The organism is Kitasatospora sp. NPDC036755 (assembly GCF_040636595.1).
GTDB lineage: Bacteria > Actinomycetota > Actinomycetes > Streptomycetales > Streptomycetaceae > Kitasatospora.
The window spans coordinates 1-19,228 of the sequence record NZ_JBEZUT010000018.1; the positions used below are offsets into that span (position 1 = coordinate 1).

Sequence of the window (19,228 nt, forward strand, 5' to 3'; positions counted from 1 at the left end):
CTGGCCGAGGATGCGGCCGCCGTAGCTCTTCTTCCACTCCCAGACCTTCTCGACGGAGAGGCGGCGGTAGCCGGCCGGGTCGCGGGCGAGGACCAGCAGGTGCTCGGTCGCGCCGTCGTGGCGGATCGTCAGCTCGGCGCCGAACACGGTGGCCAGGCCCGTGCCCCGGGCCGCCTCGGCGAGCCGGACGGCGCCGTACAGGCCGTCGTGGTCGGTGATCGCGAGGGTCTCCACGCCCAGCCGGACCGCCTCGGCGACCAGGTCCTCCGGGTCACTGGCGCCGTCCAGGAAGCTGAAGGCGGAGTGGACGTGCAGCTCGGCCCAGGGCTCGGCGGGCTTGCAGGAGCCCGGGGCCGGGGGCTCGGCCCCGGAACCCGGGGACTCGGCCCCGGAACCCGGGGGCTCCTCGGGAACGGGACGGCGCAGCGGGACGACCGTGCGGTCCGGTGCCGCGCCGGTCAGCCGGCGGTGCAGTTCGGTCCAGGGGACGGTGGGGTGGCTGGTGAAGCCCATCGGGGGTTGCCTTCGTCGTTCTCGTGCTCGTCCTGCCCCCCTCCTTGCCCCCTCCTTGCCCCCTCCTGTGCGGGCCCGGGACCGTCAGTCGTAGCCGGCTTCCAGGTACCAGGCACCCCCCTCCACGGTGAGCAGCAGCGCCCGGCCGCCGCCCACCACGACCTGGAACCGCGCGCGGCGCCGGGCCAGCGACTGGTCCCACCAGTACTCGACCGCCGGCCAGGGGCCGGTCCAACCGTCCACCGGCTCCTCCCGGCCCCGGACCACGACCAGGGCCGGCCGGGCCGACACCCCGGCCCGGCCGTCCACCGTGACCGGCTGCCCGGCCCCGTCCAGCACCCGCACCGGCGCCGGCTCCCGGAGCACCACGGCGGGCCACACCTCCGGCAGCCGCCCCGGCCAGGGCGCGTCGGCCGGCACCGCCGCCTCGTACGGCTCACCCCACGGCACCCTGACCGCCTGCTCGCCCGGGCCGCGCCCGCCGGCCGGCTCGATCCGGCGCAGCCCGGCGTGCCCGAGCACCGCCTGCACCCGGGCGACGGCACGCTCCACCCGGTCGTCCGCGACGGCCTGGCCCCACAGTGCGAGCTGACGGCCCTGGTCCGGGGAGAGGCCGTCGGGGGCCAGCCGGAGCAGGATGAAGCCGGTGTCCGCGCCGTCTCCCCCGGCGTCGGTGAAGGTACCCGCGCCCTGCCAGGCCTGGAGCTGCCAGCGGACCCGCTCGGCCAGCGCCGTCGCGGACAGCCGGCCCTCGTGCCGCCACAGCCGGGAGGCCGTCCGGCCGTCCGCGCAGGCCACCTCGACGGCCACCCGGCGGCAGGTCAGCCCGGCCCCGGCCAACCGCCGGTGCAGCTGCTCGGCCAGCGTGCGGGCGACGAACACCAGCGGTTCGGCCAGCGGCTCCGGCGGATCGAAGCGCTGCTCGACGGCGAGGTCCGGCTCCTCGTCGCGCGGCACCAGCGGGCGCGGCTGCAAGCCGCGGGCCAGCCGGTGCGCGACCGTCCCGGACGGGCCGAAGCGGTCCGCGACCGACTCGGCAGGCAGCGCGGCGAAGGACCCGACGGTGGGCAGGCCGAGCCGCCCGAGCAGTTCGGCCAGGGCCTCGTCACCCAGCGCGCTCACCGGGTACGGGGCGAGGAACTCCGGCGTCCGGCCGGCCGGGACCAGCACCCCGGCCCGGGCGGCGAGCACGGCGGCGAACAGGCCGTCGGCGACACCGACCCGGGCCCGGGGAGTGGCGGCCGGCGGGGGCGTGGGGTCCGGCCGGGAGGCGGGCTCCGGCTGTGGGGAGGATTCCGGGCGGGCACCGGATTCCGGACGGGCATCGGGTTCCGGACGGGCACCGGGTTCCGGACGGGCACCGGATTCCGGGCGGGGTTCGACGGCCATCGCGCCCGGGACGGCGTCCGGGACGAGCGGCTGCCCGAGGGCGTCCGCCACCGCCCTGCCGACCTTGCCGACCAGCGTCTCCTCGCCGCCGAAGTAGCGGCCCGGGCCCTTCACCGGAATCGCGCACAGGCCCGGGCGGATCACCTCCACCCGGGGCGTGAACGCCTCCACCGCCGCGACCACCGGCTCGAAGCGGCGGGCCTCCGCCTCCGGGTCGCGGTCGCGCAGCTCCAGCTCCGGGCAGAGCCGCTGGGCCAGCTTGAGCCGCTGCCCCTGCCTCACCCCGGCCGCCCGGGCGCCCGCCGAGCAGGCGAGGATCCGCCCGCCCTCGGTCACCGCGACCGGGTCGTCGCCGGTGACGGCCGCCACCGGCCAGTCCGGGCACCAGACCACCAGCACCCGGGGTGTCCTGTCGTCCGCCATCTCAGACCACCGCCGCCACGCGGGGTGCCACGGGCTCCGCCACCGGCATGCCCGGCATCATCGGTATGGCCGGTACTGCCGGTACTGCCGGTACTGCTGATATGGCCGGTACCGCTGGTACCACCGGCACTGCCGGCACCGCCGTCGGTTCCGCCACCGGCTGCGACTGTTCCCGGAGCGGGCGCACCGCGCCGTACTCGTCCGGCAGCCAGAGCCGGGCCGTCCGGCCGCGGACCGCCGAACCGCGCCCCTCGGCCACCACCTCCACCTGTCGCCCGACGAGCTGCCCGTGGCCGTCGCCCAGCCCGAACCAGCGCCCGGAGCGAACCCCCAGCCGCAGTACCGCGCCCGGCCACGGTCCGGCGACCAGCAGCACGCAGCCGCTGCGCCGCAGCACCGCCGCCAGCCGGGCGGCCAGCTTCGGCGGCACCGGCCCGTCCGGGCGCAGCATGATCAGCTCGACCGCGCCGGCCAGCACCGAGACCACCTCGGCCCAGTGCGGCCCCGGGTCGTCCGCGACCAGCAGCCGTCGCAGGTCCAGGCCGTACCCCTCGGCGGCGGCCAGCCCCAGGTCCGGCAGTCCGACCGCCGCGGCCCAGCCGCCCTCGGTCTCCCTCACCCCGGCGGCGAGCGCCAGCAGCAGCCCGGTGTCCCCGCCCGCCACCGACACCGCCGTCCCCCTGCGCAACCCGGCCTCGGGCAGCACCTCCCGCAGCGCGGACGGCACCGGCAGCAGCCCCCGGGGCTCCGCCGCCCGCGGCCCCTCGTGTTCCCCCCGCTCCCCCGCCACGGCAGCCGGGGACGCCACCGGGCGGAGCACGGGGTGTGCGGGCTGCTCGGCGGTGGATTCGAAAACAGATTCGAAAACGGGCACACCCCCAGGATCGAACATTCGTTCGCAAAGATTCAAGTCCGACTCGTCCGCCCCACCTGTCACTCTCGGTGAGCCGAAGCACCCGTTCGACCGGCGCCACGAGGCTCACCCCCGCCCTGAGGGCGTGAGGGCGTGAGGACCGTGGGTCCGACGGTGAGGACGGCGAGTCCGACGGCGGAAGCGATCCGAACGGGTCCGCCCGGACGGTGAACCGACCCCCGGCTCCGGGCTCCCGGCCCCGGGCCCACGGCTCCCGGCTCCCGGCTCCCGGCTCCCGGCGCCCGGCGCTGACGGCGGCCGTCAGCGCCGGGTCTCGATCCGCAGGCCGCCCGTGGTCACCTGGCGAATCGGCTCGCTCGCCAGCAGGTCGTGCGGCCGGCCGAGGGCGATCGCGCCCGCCGCGTCGAGCCGGGCCAGTTGGGCGTCCGTCAGCTCGACCGCCAGGGCGCCCAGGTTGTCCTCCAACTGGGCCGGGGTACGGGCGCCGAGCAGCGTGCTCGTCACGCCCGGCTTCCGCAGCGTCCAGGCCAGCGCCACCTGGGCCGGGGTGTGCCCCAGCTCGACGGCCAGCTCCCGGACCACCCCGGCCACGCCGAGGCTGCGTTCGGTGAGGGTGCCCAGGGCGAGGTTGTGGCTCCGACGGGTGCTCCCGTCGGGGCCTGCGCCCGTCGCGCCCACGTCCTCCCGGCCGTACTTGCCGCTGAGCACCCCGCCGCCGAGCGGCGAGTACGGGACCACGCCCAGGCCCAGCTCCCGGGCCATCGGGATCAGGTCGCGCTCCGCGGTGCGTTCGATCAGGCTGTACTCGACCTGCAGCGCGACCAGCGGCGACCAGCCGCGCAGGTCGGCGATCGCCTGCATCCGGGACACCTGCCAGGCCGGGGTGTTGGAGATCGCCACGTACAGCACCTTGCCCTGCCGGACCAGGTCGTCCAGCCCGCGCAGCACCTCCTCCACCGGCGTCCGGAAGTCCCAGACGTGCAGGTACAGCAGGTCGAGGTAGTCGGTGCCCAACCGCCGAAGGCTGCTCTCCACCGAGCCGAACAGCGCCTTGCGGTGCCCGCCCCCGGAGTTCGGGTCGCCGGGGCGGCGCAGCGTCGAGTACTTGGTCGCCAGCACCAGGCGTTCGCGCTCCTCGTGGGCGAACTCGCCGAGGAGGCGCTCGGAGCTGCCCTCGGTGTAGGTGTCGGCGGTGTCGAGGAGGTTGCCGCCGAGCCCGACGTAGCGGTCGAACAGCTTGCGGGCCTCGGCCCGTTCGGCGCCCCACCCCCATTCGGTGCCGAAGGTCGCGGTGCCCAGGGCCAGCGGTGACACCCGCAGTCCCGAGCGGCCCAGCAGCCGGTAGTCGTCCAGGGCCAGTGCCATCAGGTTCTCCTGTGCTCGCGTGTGCTCGTGTTCCGTCGCCGGGACCGAGTCTGCGGCGGCCGCCGGCCCGGGATAAGGGAGGGAACTTCCTGGGAAGAGCGGTCCCACCCCGGCGGTTGGACCGGTCATGACGAGCCGAACCATGGACCCCGCCCAGGAGTTGGCCGCGTTCCTGCGGAACAGGCGCGAAGGCCTCGACCCGGACCGGCTGGGTCTGCCGTCGCATCGGCGGGCCCGGCGGACACCGGGGCTGCGCCGCGAGGAGGTCGCCGAGCTGGCCGGGGTGAGCACCGACTACGTGGTCCGGCTGGAACAGGGCCGGGGGCTGCGGCCCTCCGCGGAGGTCCTGGCGGCGCTGGCCCGGGCACTGCGCCTGGACGCGAGCGAACGGGACTACCTGTTCGACCTGGCCGGACGCCGCCGCCCCGACACCACCGGTGGGCCCGCCGCCGGTGCGGCGCCGTCGCTGGCCCGCCTGGTCGGCGACCTCTCGCCGCTGCCGGCCATGCTGCTGAACCACCGTTACGACGTCCTCGCCTGGACCCCCGAAATGGCCCGGCTGCTGCCGGGCTTCGAGGCCGTACCGCCGTCACGGCGCAACGCGATGCGGCTGTGCCTGCTGCACCCGGCGATGCGCGACTTCTACGCCGACCGGGAGCAGGCGCTGCGGGACGGGATCGCCCACCTGCGCGCGGCCTGGGCCGCTCACCCGGAAGACCGGGAACTGTCCGATCTCATCGCCGAGTTCGTCACGCAGGACGAGGACTTCGCCCGCTTGTGGTCGGAGCGGGAGGTCAGCGTCAACGGACGCGGCCGGAAGGTGCTGCGGCATCCGGTCGCGGGTGCGATCACCGTCGAATTCGAAGTCCTGCTACCGCTCCAGGATCCGGGACTGCGCCTTCTCGTCTACCGCGCCGCGGACGAGGAGAGCCGCACGGCCCTGGACCGGCTGTACGCGCGATGACCGGGGCCCGTCCTCCGCCTCGCCCTGGCCGACCGCATCAAGCCCAGCCGCCCCCATCGCCTCGGGGCTGTGCGGCCGGACGTCTTCCGTAGTAGGCGCTCACGGTCCTGGACAGCTTTCGCTGGATCGATCGGAGGATCGGGAGGGTGGCCTCGTCGCTGAGCCCCGTGGTCGTTCGCCACTCGACGCCCGAGCCGGCGAGGTCGCTGACGAAGACGATCTCCGCGGCCAGGAGGGTCCGCGCCCACTCGACGGGCTTGACGGGCTCGTCGTTTCCCAGAGCGCGGCGCAGGGTGCGGCACTGATCGAGCAGATCACCGGCGTCCGCGAACCCCATGCCGAAGGCGAGTTGGTCGCTGCACCGCGCCGGCCCGCCCCATTCGAGGAGAGCCCGTTGCAGCAGCCTCACCTCGCCTTCGGCCAGAACCTCGCTCGGCCTCACCGCCCGCTCGGACATCCGCACCGCCTTTCCGCCCTCGCCCTCGCCGCAGAACGATCAAACTACCTCTTCCGGAGCCGCCCCCAGCAGATGCCGGGACAGGACACATCGCGATCGAACTCATCGCAGCCCGCCCCCAGGGCGGTACCGGGTCCGGCGGGCCGACTTCCGCAGGGCGACCACGCACGCCACCGTCGCCAGGGACAGCACCAGCGGAGCCGCCAGGGCCTCGGCCCAGGCGGCGAAGCCCGTCCGGGGAACGACGTACGAGCCCCAGGGCGCCCGCACCGCATCCACCCCCTCCCCGGGACGGCCGTCGTGGCGCAGCGAGACCGGGGCGCCGTCGGGAAGGACGCCGTCGCACTGCACGTAGTCATTGCGTCCGGCGTGCCTGGTTTCGCACGTCGACACCACCACGCGCTCCACCGGTCCCCATGGCGCCACCCGGGCCAGGCCGAGGAGCACGGCGACGCCGACCGCCACCACGCACAACGCCGTCAGGACCGCCCACAGAACGACCGTCGACCGGCCACTCCCACCGAATGCCGTCATGCCGCGAAGCATGCCGCCCCCGCACCGAACTCCGGTAGCGAAAATCGGATATGCGACACCGCCTCATCGGATCCACTTCCCCCTCCTTCGGGAGCCGGCCCCCCCGGGAACCGGGTCCTTCGGGGCGGTCCGCGCCTCTTGTGGATGTGCCGACGAGCGTCGGGCACGGGATCCGGAAACAGTGATGATCATGGGATTCGGCATCGCCGTCGCCCTGGGGCCGCTCCGCACCTGCGCGTTCGCCCTGAAGCGCGAGCGAGCCGGACGGGGGACGGGGTTCGCCCGACCGGGCTACCGACAAGCGTTTTTTCCTTGACAAATTTTTTTGTCGGTTGAATGCTGGAACGGTGCTGGAAGTCGCCGTGATCGAAGAACCCGCCGCGGCCGAGGCCTCGCTGGACCCGATGCGGTCCCGCCTCCTCGCCGCCCTGACCGAGCCCGCCTCGGCCGCCATGCTGGCCGCCCGGCTGGGGCTGCCCCGGCAGAAGGTCAACTACCACCTGAAGGAGCTGGAGCGGCACGGCCTCGTCGAACTCGCCGAGGAACGCCGCAAGGGCAACGTCACCGAACGGCTCTACCGCGCCACCGCGGCCTCCTTCGTGATCTCCCCCAGCGTCCTGGCCGCCGTGAGCCCGGACCCCGCCCGCTCCCCGGACCAGCTCTCCGCCCGCTGGCTGCTGGCACTCGGCTCCCGGCTGGTGCAGGAGGTCGGGGCCCTGCTGACCGGCGCCTCCCGGGCCCGCCGGCGGGTCGCCAGTTTCGGCATCGACGCGCAGGTGCGGTTCGCCTCCGCGACCGACCGGGCCGCCTTCGCCGAGGAGCTGGCCCAGTCCGTGGCCACCCTCGTCAGCCGGTACCACGACGAGTCCGCCCCCGGGGGCCGCAGCCACCGGGTGATCGTCGGACTCCACCAGATCCCCGCCACCGAGAACGGAGCCGGGGCGCGGACCGGAGCCGGCGCGGAGCCGGGCCCCGACGGCACCCCGGCGGAAGAGCCGACCAGGACCGCACCGAACCAGGAGGACCCACGATGACCCACCCCTTCGAGATCGAGCTGGAGACCTCCCTGCCGGCCGACCCGGAGCAGGTCTGGGAGGCGATCGCCACCGGACCGGGCATCGACTCCTGGTTCATGGGCCGCAACGAGCTGGACCCGCGCGAGGGCGGCACCGCCGCCATGGAGACCGGAGGCCACCGCACGGAGGCCGTCGTCACCGCCTACGAACCCGGCAAGCGCCTGGCCACCCGTACGGCCACCGGCGAGGACGGCCGCTTCATGGCCTTCGAGTACCTGATCGAGGGCCGCGACGGCGGCGCCACCGTGCTCCGCGTCGTCCACAGCGGCCTGCTCGGCGACGACTGGCAGGACGAGTACGACGCGCTGCGCCGCGGCTGGCCCTTCCACCTCCACACGCTCCGCGAGTACCTCGCCCACTTCCCCGGACGCACCGCCGTCCCCGTGTTCGCCGCCGCGCCGTCGGCCGGCCGCCCGGAACCGGAGGTCCGGGCCCTGCTCGCCCGCGCCCTGTCGCTGCCGCTCCCGGTCGCCGCCGGAACCCTGTTCCACGGCGAGCCGGCGGGACTGCCGCCGCTGGACGGCGAGGTGGTCTGGGCGGACGACGAACGCTTCGAGGTCCGCACCGCCGACGGGCTGTACACCTTCCACCACGGCTCCGGCCTGGTGCTGATGTTCCACCACCTCTTCGGCCCGGCTCCGGAGGGGGCCGAGGCCGATTGGCAGCGGTGGCTGGCCGGGGTGCTTGCCTGAGCCGCGCCTTGGCGGCCTTCGCGGCCCCTGAGCACTTCCGCCCTTGCCGCACCCGTTACCGCACCCCTTCCGGGCCTTCCGGGCCTTCCGGGCCTTCCGCACCGACCGAATCAGCCGGATCAGCCGGACCCGACGGAACCGGATCCGCACGAGAAACCGAGGAACCCCATGCGCACCCTGATCAGCACCGCCTTCGTCTCCCTCGACGGCGTCGTCGAAGGCCCCGGCGGCGAACCCGGCTACCGCAACGCCGGCTGGACCTTCAAGGACATCGAGTTCCTCCCCGAGGCCTTCGAGATCAAGGGCCGGGAGCAGGAGGAGGCCACCGCCATGCTGCTCGGGCGGGTCAGCTACCAGGCGTTCAGCCCGGTGTGGCCGGACATGCCGGAGTTCGCCCGCTACAAGGCGCTGCCGAAGTACGTCGTCTCCACCACCCTCACCGAGGACGACCTGGTGTCGAACTGGGGCGAGACCACCATCCTGCGTTCGCTCGACGAGGTCGCCGCGCTGAAGGAGACCGAGGGCGGCCCGATCATCGTCCACGGCAGCGCCGCCCTGAACCACGCCCTCTCGGACGCCGGCCTGATCGACCGCTACCACCTGCTCGTCTTCCCGCTGCTGCTCGGCGCCGGCAAGCGCCTGTTCAGCACGACGGACAAGGACACCCAGAAGCTGAAGCTGGTCGAGCACGAGGTGTACGGGAACGGCCTCCAGAAGCAGGTCTTCGACGTGGTCCGCTGACCGGCTTCCGCCGCCCGGACCGGGTCGGGTCAGGGCGGGGTCGGGGCGGGGTCAGGGCGGTCTGGGTCAGGGCGGGCCGGGTCAGGGCGGGCCGGGGCAGGGCCGGCCGGGCGGTCAACGCGCCGCCGCGGTGCGCCAGACGAACACCTCGCTGCTCGGCTGCCGCTCCGAGAAGAGCCCCGACGGCGAGGTCCGGGCGAGGAGGCGGCGGAGGTCCGACTCGAAGGCCGGGCGGTGCTCGGCGAACAGGTGCGGGGCGGAGGAGGAGAGCGCGAAGACGCCCGCGACCGTGTCGTCGGCCGTGCGTTCCAGCGGCTGCCCGCCCGGGACGACGATCCGCCGCGGGCCCGCGAATCCCGCCCGGGCGAGGACGGCGGCCTCGCCGTCCGGCGTGCCGTGCGGCAGCAGCCCCTGCCCGGCGCGGCGGACCGGGCCGAGGTAGTGCCGGACCAGCTCGCCGATCGCGGCGTACGGGACCGGTGGGTGCGGCAGTCCCTCGGTGGGGCGCGGTTCGCCCTTCAGGTCCGAGATGTGGGCCAGCGCGCCGCCGGGCCGCAGCAGGCGCCGTACCGTCGCCGCCACCGGGTCGCGGTCCATCCAGTGGAAGGACTGGCCGAAGACGGCCAGGGTGAAGGTGCCGAGGCCCGGCGGCAGTTCCTCGGCCCGGGCCCGGACCCAGGTGACCTTGGGCTCCGTGGCGCCGGCGCGGCGTGCCTCGCCGATCATCCCGGCGTCCGGGTCCACTCCGACGACCTCGCGGAACAGGTGCGCCAGGCCCAGTGTCAGCGTTCCCGGGCCGCACCCCAGGTCGAGCAGCCGTCCCCGTCCGTCGAGTCCCAGTTCCCCGGCCAGTCCGGGGGCGTAGGGGAGCCTGCCGCGGGTGTAGTGGGCCGCCGTTCCGGCGAACAGCGTCTCGTCCCAGGACCAGGTGTCGTCGGCCATGGCCGCTCCTCCGGGGCTTCGGCGTCGGGTGAACAGGCTTGATCATGGCACGATCTGACGTGAGGTCAGAATCGGGTGGGATCGGAATTCGATGGACAGAAATCCCATGATCAACAGACTGATCACATGACTTCTGCAGATGACAAGAACGATCTCCGGATCTACATCCAGGACGCCCGCGACGCCCTGCTCTGGAAGCTCGAAGGCCTCTCCGAGTACGACCTGCGCCGCCCGCTCACCCCCACCGGCACCAACCTGCTGGGCCTGGTCAAACACGTCACCGGCGCCGAGGCGCTGTACTTCGGCGACACCTTCGGCCGCCCCTTCCCCGAGCCCTCCCCGGTGTGGATCACCGGCGGGACCGAGCCCAACGGCGACCTGTGGGCACGCGCGGACGAGAGCACCGAGGAGATCGTCGGGCGCTACCGGCGGGTCTGGGCCCACTCCGACGCCACCATCGACGCCCTGCCGCTGGACGCCGTCGGCACGGTGCCGTTCGGCGCCCGCCACGAACAGACCCTGCACCGGGTACTCGTCCACATGATCGCCGAGACCCACCGCCACGTCGGCCACGCCGACCTGGTCCGCGAACTCGTGGACGGCGCCACCGGCCAGCGCCCCGACGGCGCCAACACCGCCCCCGGCGACGCCGACTGGTGGCGGGCCCACCACGACCGCGTGGAACGGGCGGCCCGGGAAGCCGGCGGCCAGGCCTGAACCGTCAGCCCCGGCGCCGGTCGGCGGCCCGGCACACCGACGCGACGGCCCCGTCGACGTGCCGCACGACGGCCGCCGCCCGGTCCGCGAGCGGCCCCGGGGCGATCGGCACGCACACGTACCCGAACCCGGCGTAGGCCTCCCGGTGGATCCGCTCGAACCGCAGCGACTCCTCGTACGAGATGCGCCGCGCCCCGGACGGGGTGACGAAACCCGGGCTCTCCACGAAGAATACCCGGCGCTCGTAGACCCCCTCCTCCCGGACGCGGTCGAGCTCCCTGGCGAGGGCCGGGGACACCGGATGGCCGAGGTACACCGCCAGGGCGTACGCGCACACCGGCGAGCGGTCGAAGAACCACACCTCCCCCGGCCCGCCGGCGGCCCCCTCCTGCCTCCGCCGCTGCAGCGCCACCACCGCGTCCACGAACGACGGGTCCGTCCACGGCTCCGGCTCGCCCTGGGCCTGCCGCAACGCGATGACGTCCGTGGCGGCCTCCTCGACCACCGGGTGTCCCGCGCACTCCAGCCATCGCAGGATCGCCGTCTTCCCGGCCCCCGGAGTACCCGTCAGCACATAGCGCCTCATCCCCGCACCCTACGGGCCGAACGGCCCGCGGAGCGCCGCCGCAGGGTGTCGGGCATGGGGAGATCCGGCACGGCGGGGGCGGAGCAGGGTGCGGGGACAGCCGTCCGAGGCTGCGGACTGCGGGGGCACCGCCGTCCGCAGCCTCGGACAGTTCCCGCACCGCGAGGGGGAGTTGTGGTGGGACGCCGAACGCTTCTGCCCGCGGTGCGGCACCTTGTGCTGCGAGGACTCGGGCCCCGGGGCCGCACCGCGGGACGTCCGCGAGGCGCTGCCGACCACCCACGGACCGGCCCGGCTCCGGCTCGCCGGGCCGCTCACCGACCCGGTGGCCGCGCTGCGGGCGATCCGCGAGAGCGCGCCCGTCCCGTTCCACGGGGGATCGGACCCTCTATTCCGGTCCGTTTGCGAACTCCTCGACCGGCTACGGGACTTCGGCCTCAGCGGGACGGCCGTCGAGATGGCCTACCGGCGGGCGCGGCCGGCCGGGCGCGGGATCGCCACGGAGGTGACGGACGGCTTCGGGCGGGCGTACCGGTACGGGGGCCGCCGGAGCTGTGGGTGGGGAGCGGTGGCGGTCGACGGTTCCGGACGGCGGGTGAGTTCGCCGGCTGGACGGCGGACCGCTCGGCGGAGGAACTCGCGGAACCGTTCACTTTCGTGGTCTCCCCCGGCCGCGCGCTGCGACTCGCCCCGCGCCGTAGCGGGCACGTGGCCTGCGCGGGCGGGGAGCCGGCACCGGGCGCCGGGGAGATCGGGTTCCGGCGGTCCGGGGACGGAGGGAAGGTCGGGACGGTCGGCAACCACTCCACCGGCTGCTGCCCCGACACCGCCTCCTGGCCTGCCGTCACCGCCGCCCTCGCCCGCCTCGGGTCGCCGCACCCCGAGGCCTTCACGCACCCGGCGGTCTTCACGCACCCGGTGGTCGTCCGCCGCCGCCCGCGGTGCGCCCGCTGCCACCTCGTCCCCGAGGAGCACTACGCCCGCGTCTTCTACGACGCGGACCTGCCCCGGCACTGGAACGTCGACCAGGTCGCGCTGCCCTGAGCGGGCACGGGCGAGCGGGCACGGGCACGGGCACGGGCGAGTGGGCACGGGCGGCCGACGCTCCGCCGTGAACCGCGGCGCGGGCACGCCGGGGATGTCGGGGCGGGCCGCTAGGGTCTGTGGGTCACGGGGTAGGCCGGGAGGGGTGGGGCACGTGGGGTTCGGGCAGGCGGCGGAGCTGCCGTGCGGGGTCGTGCACGCGGGCAGTCGGGAGTTCCTGGCGCGGGAGGGGCTGCCGGCGGCCGGGGCGTTCCTGGACTTCGGGGTGCTCGGGGACGGGGCGCTGACGGCCGTCCCGGCGGAGGCGGAGCGGCTGTTCCTCCTCGGGGAGACGGAGTACTGCACGCCGTTCGCCGCCGGCGGCAGCCTGGTGCTGCTGGACGGCGTGACCGGCGAGGTGTTCCTGGACAACGGCGGCCCGCGGCGCGATCTGCTGGCCTCCGGCGTGGCCGAACTGGCGGGCCTGGTGCGCGCGGTGGACGCGGTGGCCGAGGAGGCCCGGCGGCCGGAGGCCCTGGACGGGCGGCGCGGACCGGCCGCACTGGCCGAGGTGCTGGCGGGGGCCGAGCTGCGGATGCGGGAGGTCGATCCCGCGCTGTTCGGCGACGCCGCCGTGCCGCCGCCGCACTGGGGCACCGCGCTGCTCGTGCGCTCACTGGGCTGGGGCGCGCAACCCGGCGGCCCGGACGGGCCCGCGTACGAGACGACCCCGGAACTGGTGGCGGAGCTGGCCGCGCTGACGGACCAGGACGGCGGCCCCGGCCGGGTGCACCGCTTCCGGGCCGAGGACCTGCCCGCCGCCCTGGCGCACGAGCCGACCCGGCGGCTGCTGACCGAGGTCGGCCTGCCGCTGGGCGGGGCGATGTTCGGGGTGTGCGAGGAGCCGCTGGTCACCATGGGCGAGGCGTACCCGGAGTACTTCGACGGCGAGGAGGAACGCCCCTACCAGCGGGACTTCCTCGCCCTCGGGGACTGGCCGACCGATCTCACGATCGCCCTGGACGGCGCCACCGGCCGGCTGGAGCTGCCGGACTGGTACGACGACGGCCACCCCGAGGCCTACCTCAACCGTGACCTGTCCGCCCTGCTCTACGCCCTCTGGACGTACGAGCGGCTGCGCGCCGAGTGGGACCGCTGGGACTACGGCCGGGCCCGGGAGACATGGGCGGTGTTCGACCCGCAGGCCCTGCTGAGCGCGGTGGTGGACCGGCTGGTGGAGGCCGTCGACCCGGAGGCCTTCGCCTCGCCCGGCTGCTCCTGGCGCCTGCTCGCCGAGGACGGCCACATGGGCGGCCTGCTCGGCTGAGCGGCTCCGGCGGTCCGGGGAGCCTCGGCCGGGCCGGGCGGCGCTCGGGGTCCGGACGGACGCAGGTCGAGGTCCGGACGGACGCAGGTCGGAGTCCGGCCGGGGACGGTTCAAGGGCCGGGGTCCCCGCACGGGCCGGGGCGTCCCCGAAGGGGCCGAGGGGGCAACACCGGGCGTCCCGGGGCAAGCCGCCGCGTCCCAGCGGGCGGCGCCGGTGGGGTCCGGGCCCGTTCCGTGCGACCGGGGCCGAGTCGGGGCGACGCCCGCGGCATCGCCCCGGAGTGCGCTGGGACCGGGGCTCTGCGCCAGCCGGCGCGGGACGCACGGTGGGCACACGGTGACGGCGGGAGCGGATTCGGACCGGGCGTACGCTGGGCCGATTCGATCACTCGGGACGGCGTCGAAGGGATCAACGGGGAATGCGCAGCGACACGGGAGAGCTCTACCGGGCGTTCGCGGAGCGGGAGGCGCGCGGCAACTCGCCGATCTACCGGGAGCTGGCCGAGCGCACTGCCGGGGACAGGCAGTTGGGTGGGCTGCTGGATGGGCTTCCGGTGGCGAAGCGGCAGCCGAACCTGCTGTTCGGCGCGGTCCGGCACCTGGGCGGGCCGGTGACGGAGGGGTGGCCAGCCTTCCGCGACTGGGTGGCGGAGCACTGGTCCGAGGTCTCGGCGACGATGCTGGAGCGGCGGACGCAGACCAACGAGGCGGGCCGCTGTGCCACCCTGCTGCCGCTGCTGGCCATGCTGCCGCAGCCGCTCGCCCTGATCGAGGTGGGTGCCTCCGCCGGGCTCTGCCTGTACCCGGACCGGTATCGCTACCGGTACCGGCACGTGACCGAGGAGGGGCACTCGGCCGAGGAGGGAACCGGGAGGGGCGGCGGTGCCGGTGCCCCGGCCGTCGAGTTCGGCGCCACTGCGAGCCCGGTGACGCTGGACTGCGCGATGAGCGGGCCGGTACCGCTCACCGACTCCCTCCGGGAGCGGCTGCCCGAGGTCGTGTGGCGGGCCGGGATCGACCTCAACCCGCTGGACGTACGGGCCGAGGAGGACATGCGCTGGCTGGAGTCGCTGGTCTGGCCCGAGCAGGCCCACCGGCTGGAGCGGCTGCGCGGTGCCGTCCGGGTCGCCCGGGCCGAACCGCCGCTGCTGGTGCGCGGCGATCTCAACGCGACGGTCAGGGAGTTGGTCGCGCAGGCACCGGCGGGGGCGACGCCGGTGGTGTTCCACAGCGCGGTCCTCGCCTACCTGCCACCGGAGGCACGGGAGGAGTTCGCGGCGACGATGCGCGAGCTGCCCGGCCACTGGATCTCCAACGAGGCGGTCTCGGTACTGCCGGCGGTCGCCCGGCGCCTCCCCCGCCCGGCCCCGGCCGGCTCCGGGCTGTTCGCACTCGCCCTGGACGAACGGCCGGTGGCCTTCACCGGGCCGCACGGGCAGTCTCTGGACTGGTTCGAGGAGGCGTGGAAGGCGCACGAGGCGTAGGAGGAGGCTTGCGGGTGGGGGCGACGCCCGGCGGGACGTCCTGGGCTTGAAGCTGCCGCAGCGGCAGCTCCTACCGTCGTGGTCAGGGCCGGAGAACCGGCCCCGGTCCACGCGAACGTGGGGACGTGGAAACGAGGGAGGCAGCCATGGCCTGGCCCATCGCCGAAGTGGCCCGGATGTCCGGCGTGACCGCCAGAACGCTGCGGCACTACGACGAGATCGGGCTGCTGCCCCCGGCCCGGATCGGCTCCAACGGCCACCGCTACTACGAGGAACGGCAGTTGCTCCAGCTGCAGCAGATCCTGGTACTGCGGGCGCTGGGCGTGGGGCTGACCGAGATCGCCCGGATCCTGGGCGATCAGGTGGACGAGCTGGAGGCCCTGCGGGGCCACCACCGGCGGCTGCTCGCCGAGCGCGATCGGCTCGACGCCCTGGCCGCCACCGTTTCCCGCACGATCGCCGACCTGGAAGGCTCCTGGAAGGACGGCACGCCCATGACCATCAACCGCCCCGAGAACCTGTTCGAGGGCATCCAGCCCGATGACGTCGACGCGAGTCTGCGCGACTTCCCCGAGCACGCCGAGGCGGCCCGGCGCGCGACCGCCGCGATGACCCCGGCCGAGGTCGAGGCCGGACAGCGCGAGCGGACCACCCGCATGATCCGGCTGGCGGAGCTGATGGCGGCCGACCACCCGGCCGACGCCGAGGCCGTGCAGAGCACGATCGACGAGGAGTACCGGCTGCTCGGAACCATCCGCTCGGTCCCGGCCGAGGAGTACCTGGCGATCGCCCGTTCCTGCACCGAGAACGAGCAGTGGAGCGCCGCGTACGAGGCCATCGCCCCGGGCCTGGCCGCGTACCAGCGGGCCGCCATGGAGGCCTACGCGGCGGCGCGGCTGTCCTGAGCCCGGGGCGCCCTCGCGGAGGGGGCGCCCCGGCCCGGGGTGGTCCTCAGCCGCCCCGGGCCGGGCGGCCCTCCCCCGCCGTCACTCCGTCCGCAGGGCCGTGACCGTCCGGGTGCGGGCCGCCCAGGTGGCCGGGAGGGCGGCGCCGAGCAGGGCCAACGCCAGGCCGCCGAGTATCAGCGGCCCCACCACCGACGGGGCGAAGACTGCGAGGTCGGAGTGCGGAACGCCTATCCCGGCGGCCCGGGCCATCGCGGGCATCACCCGGTGGTGCACCAGGATGCCGATCGGGACCCCGATCAGCCCGGCGACCAGCCCGGTGCCGCAGACCGAGGTGAGCACCATGCCGATGGTCTGCCGGGGTGACATCCCGAGCGCCTTGAGCACCCCGAGGTCGTGCACCCGCTCCCGGGTGTCCAACAGCACGGTGTTGAGCACCCCGAGCCCCGCCACCACGGAGAGCAGCAGCGTGAGCGTGCCCGCCAGGGTGTTCATCGCCAGCACCACGATGTTGAGGGGGGCCTCACCCGGGTCGGCGGCCAGGCCCAACGGCTTCACCGCCTCGTCCAGGCCGTCGGCGTAGGCCTGTGCATCGGTGCCCGGGGCGAGGTCGATGCGGAAGGCGAGCGCCTCGGCCTGGATCGCTCCGCCGAGCGGCGCCAGCGTGGAGCGGTCGGTGAACACCAGGTCGTGGACGGCCAAAACCTCGCCGGTGATCCTCGCCGGGGTGCTGCGCCCGTGGTCGGTGAGGGTGACGGTGTCACCGACCTTCGCCCGCCCGGCCCGCAGGTGGGCGGCGGTCACCACGATCTCGCCGGGGCCGTGGAACCAGCGGCCGGAGACCAGTTGGAATCCGCTCCAGGAGGCGTCGCCGCTGAACGCGACCACCTGGGAGCGCCCGGTGCTGCCGGCCACGGTGACCGGGGTCGGAACGCTGCTGTACCAGGCCCGGGTGCCCGGACGGGAGTCGATGGCCTTGGCGACGGCCGCCTCGTCCACGTGGTCGACGGACCGGGCGGGGCCCTCGATCGGGGCCTGGACCACCACCTTGCCGGCGCGGTCGGCCCCCAGTCCGTCCTGGAGGGAGCCCAGCGAGAGCGTCAGGCCGATGCAGAGGGTGACCCCGACCGTACCGAGCACCACGGCGGCGCCCGTGGTCGCCGAGCGGCCCGGCCGGTTGAGCGGGGAGGCCAGCCCGAGGCTGAGCGCCCGCGGCACCGGCAGCCGGCCGATCTGGTCCCTCGCCCAGGAGAGCGGGCCCGCGCCCCCGGCCCCGGCGGCCGCGCCGCGAGCGACCGCCCGCTTGGCACCCGGCGCCGTCCGGCCGACGGCCAGCGCCTCCACCGTCCGCAGCCGCCCGGCCCGCAGCGCCGGCACCAGCGCCGTGGCCGCCACGGCTCCCAGGGCCGCCGCCGCGACCACGGCGTCCACCCAGACCGGGATGCCGAGCAACCCGCCGCGCAGGGCCTTGTGCGCCAGCCCGAGGACCGGCACGGACAGCAGGTTGCCGAGGAGCACGCCGAGCGCCGTACCGGCCCCGGCGGGGATCAGCGCCTGGCCGACGTAGGCGCGCGCCACCTGGGCCGGAGTGAAGCCCAGGGACTTGAGGATCCCGATCCGCCTGGTAGCGGCGCTGACCGCGCCGCTGACCACGACGCCGATGATCAGCACCGACATGGCCAGACCGAGCACCCCGAAGGCCGTGACGAACGGGACGAAAGTCGAGGCCGTCCGGTTCGCCTCCTCCCGGGCGGGCCGGTAGGAGGTGGCGCGGACGAGCGCTCCGTCCGGGACCGCGGCGGCCAGCGCGGCGCGGTCGGCCTCCACCTCGGCGTCGCTGCCGGCCCGGGCGAAGCGGTAGAGGTACTGGGCGGCGGGCACCGTGCCGGGCGCCGTCAGCCCGGCCACCTGCTCGGGGGCGACCCAGCCGTCCGCGCTCCAGGAGACCGAGGCCGCCAGGCCGACGACCTTGAGCACCGGGCGCCCCGGGAGGTCCGGGAACTCCATGCTCTCGCCGACCGCCAGCGGGGAGTGCCCGTCCAGGAACACCACCTCGCCGGGGCCCGCGACCCAGCGGCCGTTGGTGATCCGCAGACCGTCCAGCTGGCCGCCTTGGGCGCGGCCGACCAGCGTCATCGGCGGCAGCGGGCTCCCCTCCGGGGGGATCCGGTTGCCGGGGCCGGAGCGCGGCTGGACGGCGACCGCCTGGTAGGGGCCGGCCGAGGCCGTCACGCCCGGCGCCCGGGCCGTCGAGGCGAGTTGGTCGGCGCTCGCCCCGGCCCGGTCGTACAGCACGTTGAGGTGGGCGCCGTGCTGGTCGGCGAAGGAGCGCTGGTACGGGCCCTGGGCGGCGACCAGCAGCCCGAGCGCGAGGATGCACGCCGTCACGGCCATCGTCGTGGTGAGCACCATGACCAGGGTCTGCACCCGCCGGCGGCCGACCCCGGCGCGCACCACCTTGCCGAGCGCGCTCACCGGCCACCGCCCGGTGCCGGCACGGCCGCCGTGTCCCGGACCAGCCGGCCGTCGAGGAGCTCGATCGTCCGGTCTGCGCAGGCCTCGGCGAGCGCGGTGTCATGGGTGACCAGCAGGATCGTCTGGCCCTCCGCGTTGAGCCCGCGCAGCAGGTCGCGGACGTCGGCGGCCGAGGCGGTGTCCAGCGCCCCGGTGGGCTCGTCGGCCAGCAGCAGCGGCGGACGGTTCATCAGCGCCCGGGCCACCGCCACCCGTTGGCGCTCGCCGCCGGAGAGCCTGCCCGGGAAGGCCTTGGCGTGCCGGGCCACTCCCAGCCGTTCCAGCAGCTCCGCGGCCCGGGCCCGGGCCTGCTCCCGCCGCATCCCGGCCAGCTGGGCCGGGAGCAGCACGTTGTCCTCCGCGCTCAGGTCGTCCAGCAGGTTGAAGAACTGGAACACCATGCCGATCCGCGCCCGCCGGTACTCGGCCAGCGCGGCCTCGCCGAGCCGGTGCACGGCGATACCGTCCACCTCCACCTCGCCCTCGCTCGGGCGGTCGAGGCCCGCGATCAGGTTCAGCAGGGTGGACTTGCCGCTGCCCGACCGGCCGACCACGGCCAGCGCCTCGCCGGCCCCGACCTCCAGGTCGAGCCCGGCCAGGGCGGGCCGGGCGGCGTCGGATCGGTCGTACGTCCTGCTGACGCCGCGGATCCGGATGATCGGCGCGTTCACGGGCCCTCCACTGTTCGAGGTCCGGCACCGG

Annotated in this window: 19 protein-coding genes; 9 read left to right on the forward strand and 10 right to left on the reverse strand. The window is 75.1% G+C overall.

Annotated elements, in window-relative coordinates; genetic code table 11:
- The 4 genes from AB0E96_RS04610 to AB0E96_RS04625 form a co-directional block, all read right to left on the reverse strand.
- Positions 1-513: PHP domain-containing protein (locus AB0E96_RS04610; RefSeq protein WP_359818414.1), on the reverse strand; the 513-nt coding region annotated here is incomplete at its 3' end.
- 84 nt (positions 514-597) lie between these two features.
- On the reverse strand, positions 598-2,325 hold the full coding sequence (locus tag AB0E96_RS04615; RefSeq protein WP_359818417.1) for a DNA polymerase Y family protein: 1,728 nt from the start codon (positions 2,323-2,325) through the stop codon (positions 598-600).
- Between the two features lies 1 nt (position 2,326).
- Positions 2,327-3,199: a hypothetical protein gene (locus tag AB0E96_RS04620; RefSeq protein WP_359818419.1), complete on the reverse strand. Its 873-nt coding sequence runs from the start codon at positions 3,197-3,199 to the stop codon at positions 2,327-2,329.
- Between the two features lie 300 nt (positions 3,200-3,499).
- Positions 3,500-4,564, reverse strand: a complete 1,065-nt coding sequence (locus AB0E96_RS04625; protein ID WP_359818422.1) for an aldo/keto reductase — start codon at positions 4,562-4,564, stop codon at positions 3,500-3,502.
- Positions 4,565-4,691: 127 nt separating this feature from the next.
- On the opposite strand from AB0E96_RS04625, the gene AB0E96_RS04630 reads away from it, so the two are divergent.
- The gene (locus AB0E96_RS04630) at positions 4,692-5,528 is read left to right on the forward strand and encodes a helix-turn-helix transcriptional regulator (protein WP_359818424.1); all 837 of its coding nucleotides are present in this window, start codon (positions 4,692-4,694) and stop codon (positions 5,526-5,528) included.
- 37 nt (positions 5,529-5,565) lie between these two features.
- On the opposite strand, the gene AB0E96_RS04635 is transcribed toward AB0E96_RS04630, so the two are convergent.
- Both AB0E96_RS04635 and AB0E96_RS04640 read right to left on the reverse strand, forming a co-directional pair.
- Positions 5,566-5,985 (reverse strand): hypothetical protein, encoded by a 420-nt coding sequence (locus AB0E96_RS04635; protein ID WP_359818427.1) that lies wholly within the window; start codon positions 5,983-5,985, stop codon positions 5,566-5,568.
- Between the two features lie 102 nt (positions 5,986-6,087).
- A complete protein-coding gene (locus AB0E96_RS04640; protein WP_359818429.1) occupies positions 6,088-6,519 on the reverse strand; it encodes a hypothetical protein in 432 nt (143 codons plus the stop codon).
- Between the two features lie 347 nt (positions 6,520-6,866).
- Here AB0E96_RS04640 and AB0E96_RS04645 point away from each other — a divergent pair, with 347 nt between their 5' ends.
- The 3 genes from AB0E96_RS04645 to AB0E96_RS04655 all read left to right on the forward strand — a co-directional run bounded on the left by AB0E96_RS04645 (position 6,867) and on the right by AB0E96_RS04655 (position 9,028).
- Positions 6,867-7,553, forward strand: coding sequence for a helix-turn-helix domain-containing protein (locus AB0E96_RS04645; protein ID WP_359818432.1), 687 nt, complete (start codon positions 6,867-6,869; stop codon positions 7,551-7,553).
- The gene (locus AB0E96_RS04650) at positions 7,550-8,287 is read left to right on the forward strand and encodes an SRPBCC domain-containing protein (RefSeq protein WP_359818434.1); all 738 of its coding nucleotides are present in this window, start codon (positions 7,550-7,552) and stop codon (positions 8,285-8,287) included. Before AB0E96_RS04645 ends, AB0E96_RS04650 begins: the two co-directional genes overlap by 4 nt.
- A gap of 168 nt (positions 8,288-8,455) precedes the next feature.
- Positions 8,456-9,028, forward strand: coding sequence for a dihydrofolate reductase family protein (locus AB0E96_RS04655; protein WP_359818436.1), 573 nt, complete (start codon positions 8,456-8,458; stop codon positions 9,026-9,028).
- 114 nt (positions 9,029-9,142) lie between these two features.
- Here the strand turns inward: AB0E96_RS04655 and AB0E96_RS04660 are convergent, their stop codons facing one another.
- A complete protein-coding gene (locus tag AB0E96_RS04660; protein ID WP_359818439.1) occupies positions 9,143-9,970 on the reverse strand; it encodes a class I SAM-dependent methyltransferase in 828 nt (275 codons plus the stop codon).
- Positions 9,971-10,096: 126 nt separating this feature from the next.
- On the opposite strand from AB0E96_RS04660, the gene AB0E96_RS04665 reads away from it, so the two are divergent.
- On the forward strand, positions 10,097-10,687 hold the full coding sequence (locus AB0E96_RS04665) for a DinB family protein (RefSeq protein ID WP_359818442.1): 591 nt from the start codon (positions 10,097-10,099) through the stop codon (positions 10,685-10,687).
- A gap of 4 nt (positions 10,688-10,691) precedes the next feature.
- Here AB0E96_RS04665 and AB0E96_RS04670 read toward each other — a convergent pair whose 3' ends face one another.
- The gene (locus AB0E96_RS04670) at positions 10,692-11,273 is read right to left on the reverse strand and encodes an AAA family ATPase (protein ID WP_359818444.1); all 582 of its coding nucleotides are present in this window, start codon (positions 11,271-11,273) and stop codon (positions 10,692-10,694) included.
- A 657-nt stretch (positions 11,274-11,930) separates the two neighbouring features.
- Between AB0E96_RS04670 and AB0E96_RS04675 the strand changes: the two genes are divergently transcribed.
- The 4 genes from AB0E96_RS04675 (at position 11,931) to AB0E96_RS04690 (ending at position 16,012) form a co-directional block, all read left to right on the forward strand.
- Positions 11,931-12,317, forward strand: coding sequence for a hypothetical protein (locus tag AB0E96_RS04675; protein ID WP_359818446.1), 387 nt, complete (start codon positions 11,931-11,933; stop codon positions 12,315-12,317).
- A 154-nt stretch (positions 12,318-12,471) separates the two neighbouring features.
- Positions 12,472-13,623, forward strand: a complete 1,152-nt coding sequence (locus AB0E96_RS04680) for an SUKH-4 family immunity protein (RefSeq protein ID WP_359818448.1) — start codon at positions 12,472-12,474, stop codon at positions 13,621-13,623.
- 419 nt (positions 13,624-14,042) lie between these two features.
- The gene (locus AB0E96_RS04685) at positions 14,043-15,107 is read left to right on the forward strand and encodes a DUF2332 domain-containing protein (protein ID WP_359818450.1); all 1,065 of its coding nucleotides are present in this window, start codon (positions 14,043-14,045) and stop codon (positions 15,105-15,107) included.
- 146 nt (positions 15,108-15,253) lie between these two features.
- On the forward strand, positions 15,254-16,012 hold the full coding sequence (locus tag AB0E96_RS04690) for a MerR family transcriptional regulator (protein ID WP_359818452.1): 759 nt from the start codon (positions 15,254-15,256) through the stop codon (positions 16,010-16,012).
- Between the two features lie 81 nt (positions 16,013-16,093).
- Here AB0E96_RS04690 and AB0E96_RS04695 read toward each other — a convergent pair whose 3' ends face one another.
- Together AB0E96_RS04695 and AB0E96_RS04700 are read right to left on the reverse strand one after the other, a co-directional pair.
- Positions 16,094-18,487: an FtsX-like permease family protein gene (locus AB0E96_RS04695; protein ID WP_359818454.1), complete on the reverse strand. Its 2,394-nt coding sequence runs from the start codon at positions 18,485-18,487 to the stop codon at positions 16,094-16,096.
- The gene (locus tag AB0E96_RS04700) at positions 18,484-19,197 is read right to left on the reverse strand and encodes an ABC transporter ATP-binding protein (protein WP_359818457.1); all 714 of its coding nucleotides are present in this window, start codon (positions 19,195-19,197) and stop codon (positions 18,484-18,486) included. The genes AB0E96_RS04695 and AB0E96_RS04700 overlap by 4 nt, the downstream gene beginning before the upstream one ends.
- Between the last annotated feature and the right edge of the window lie 31 nt (positions 19,198-19,228).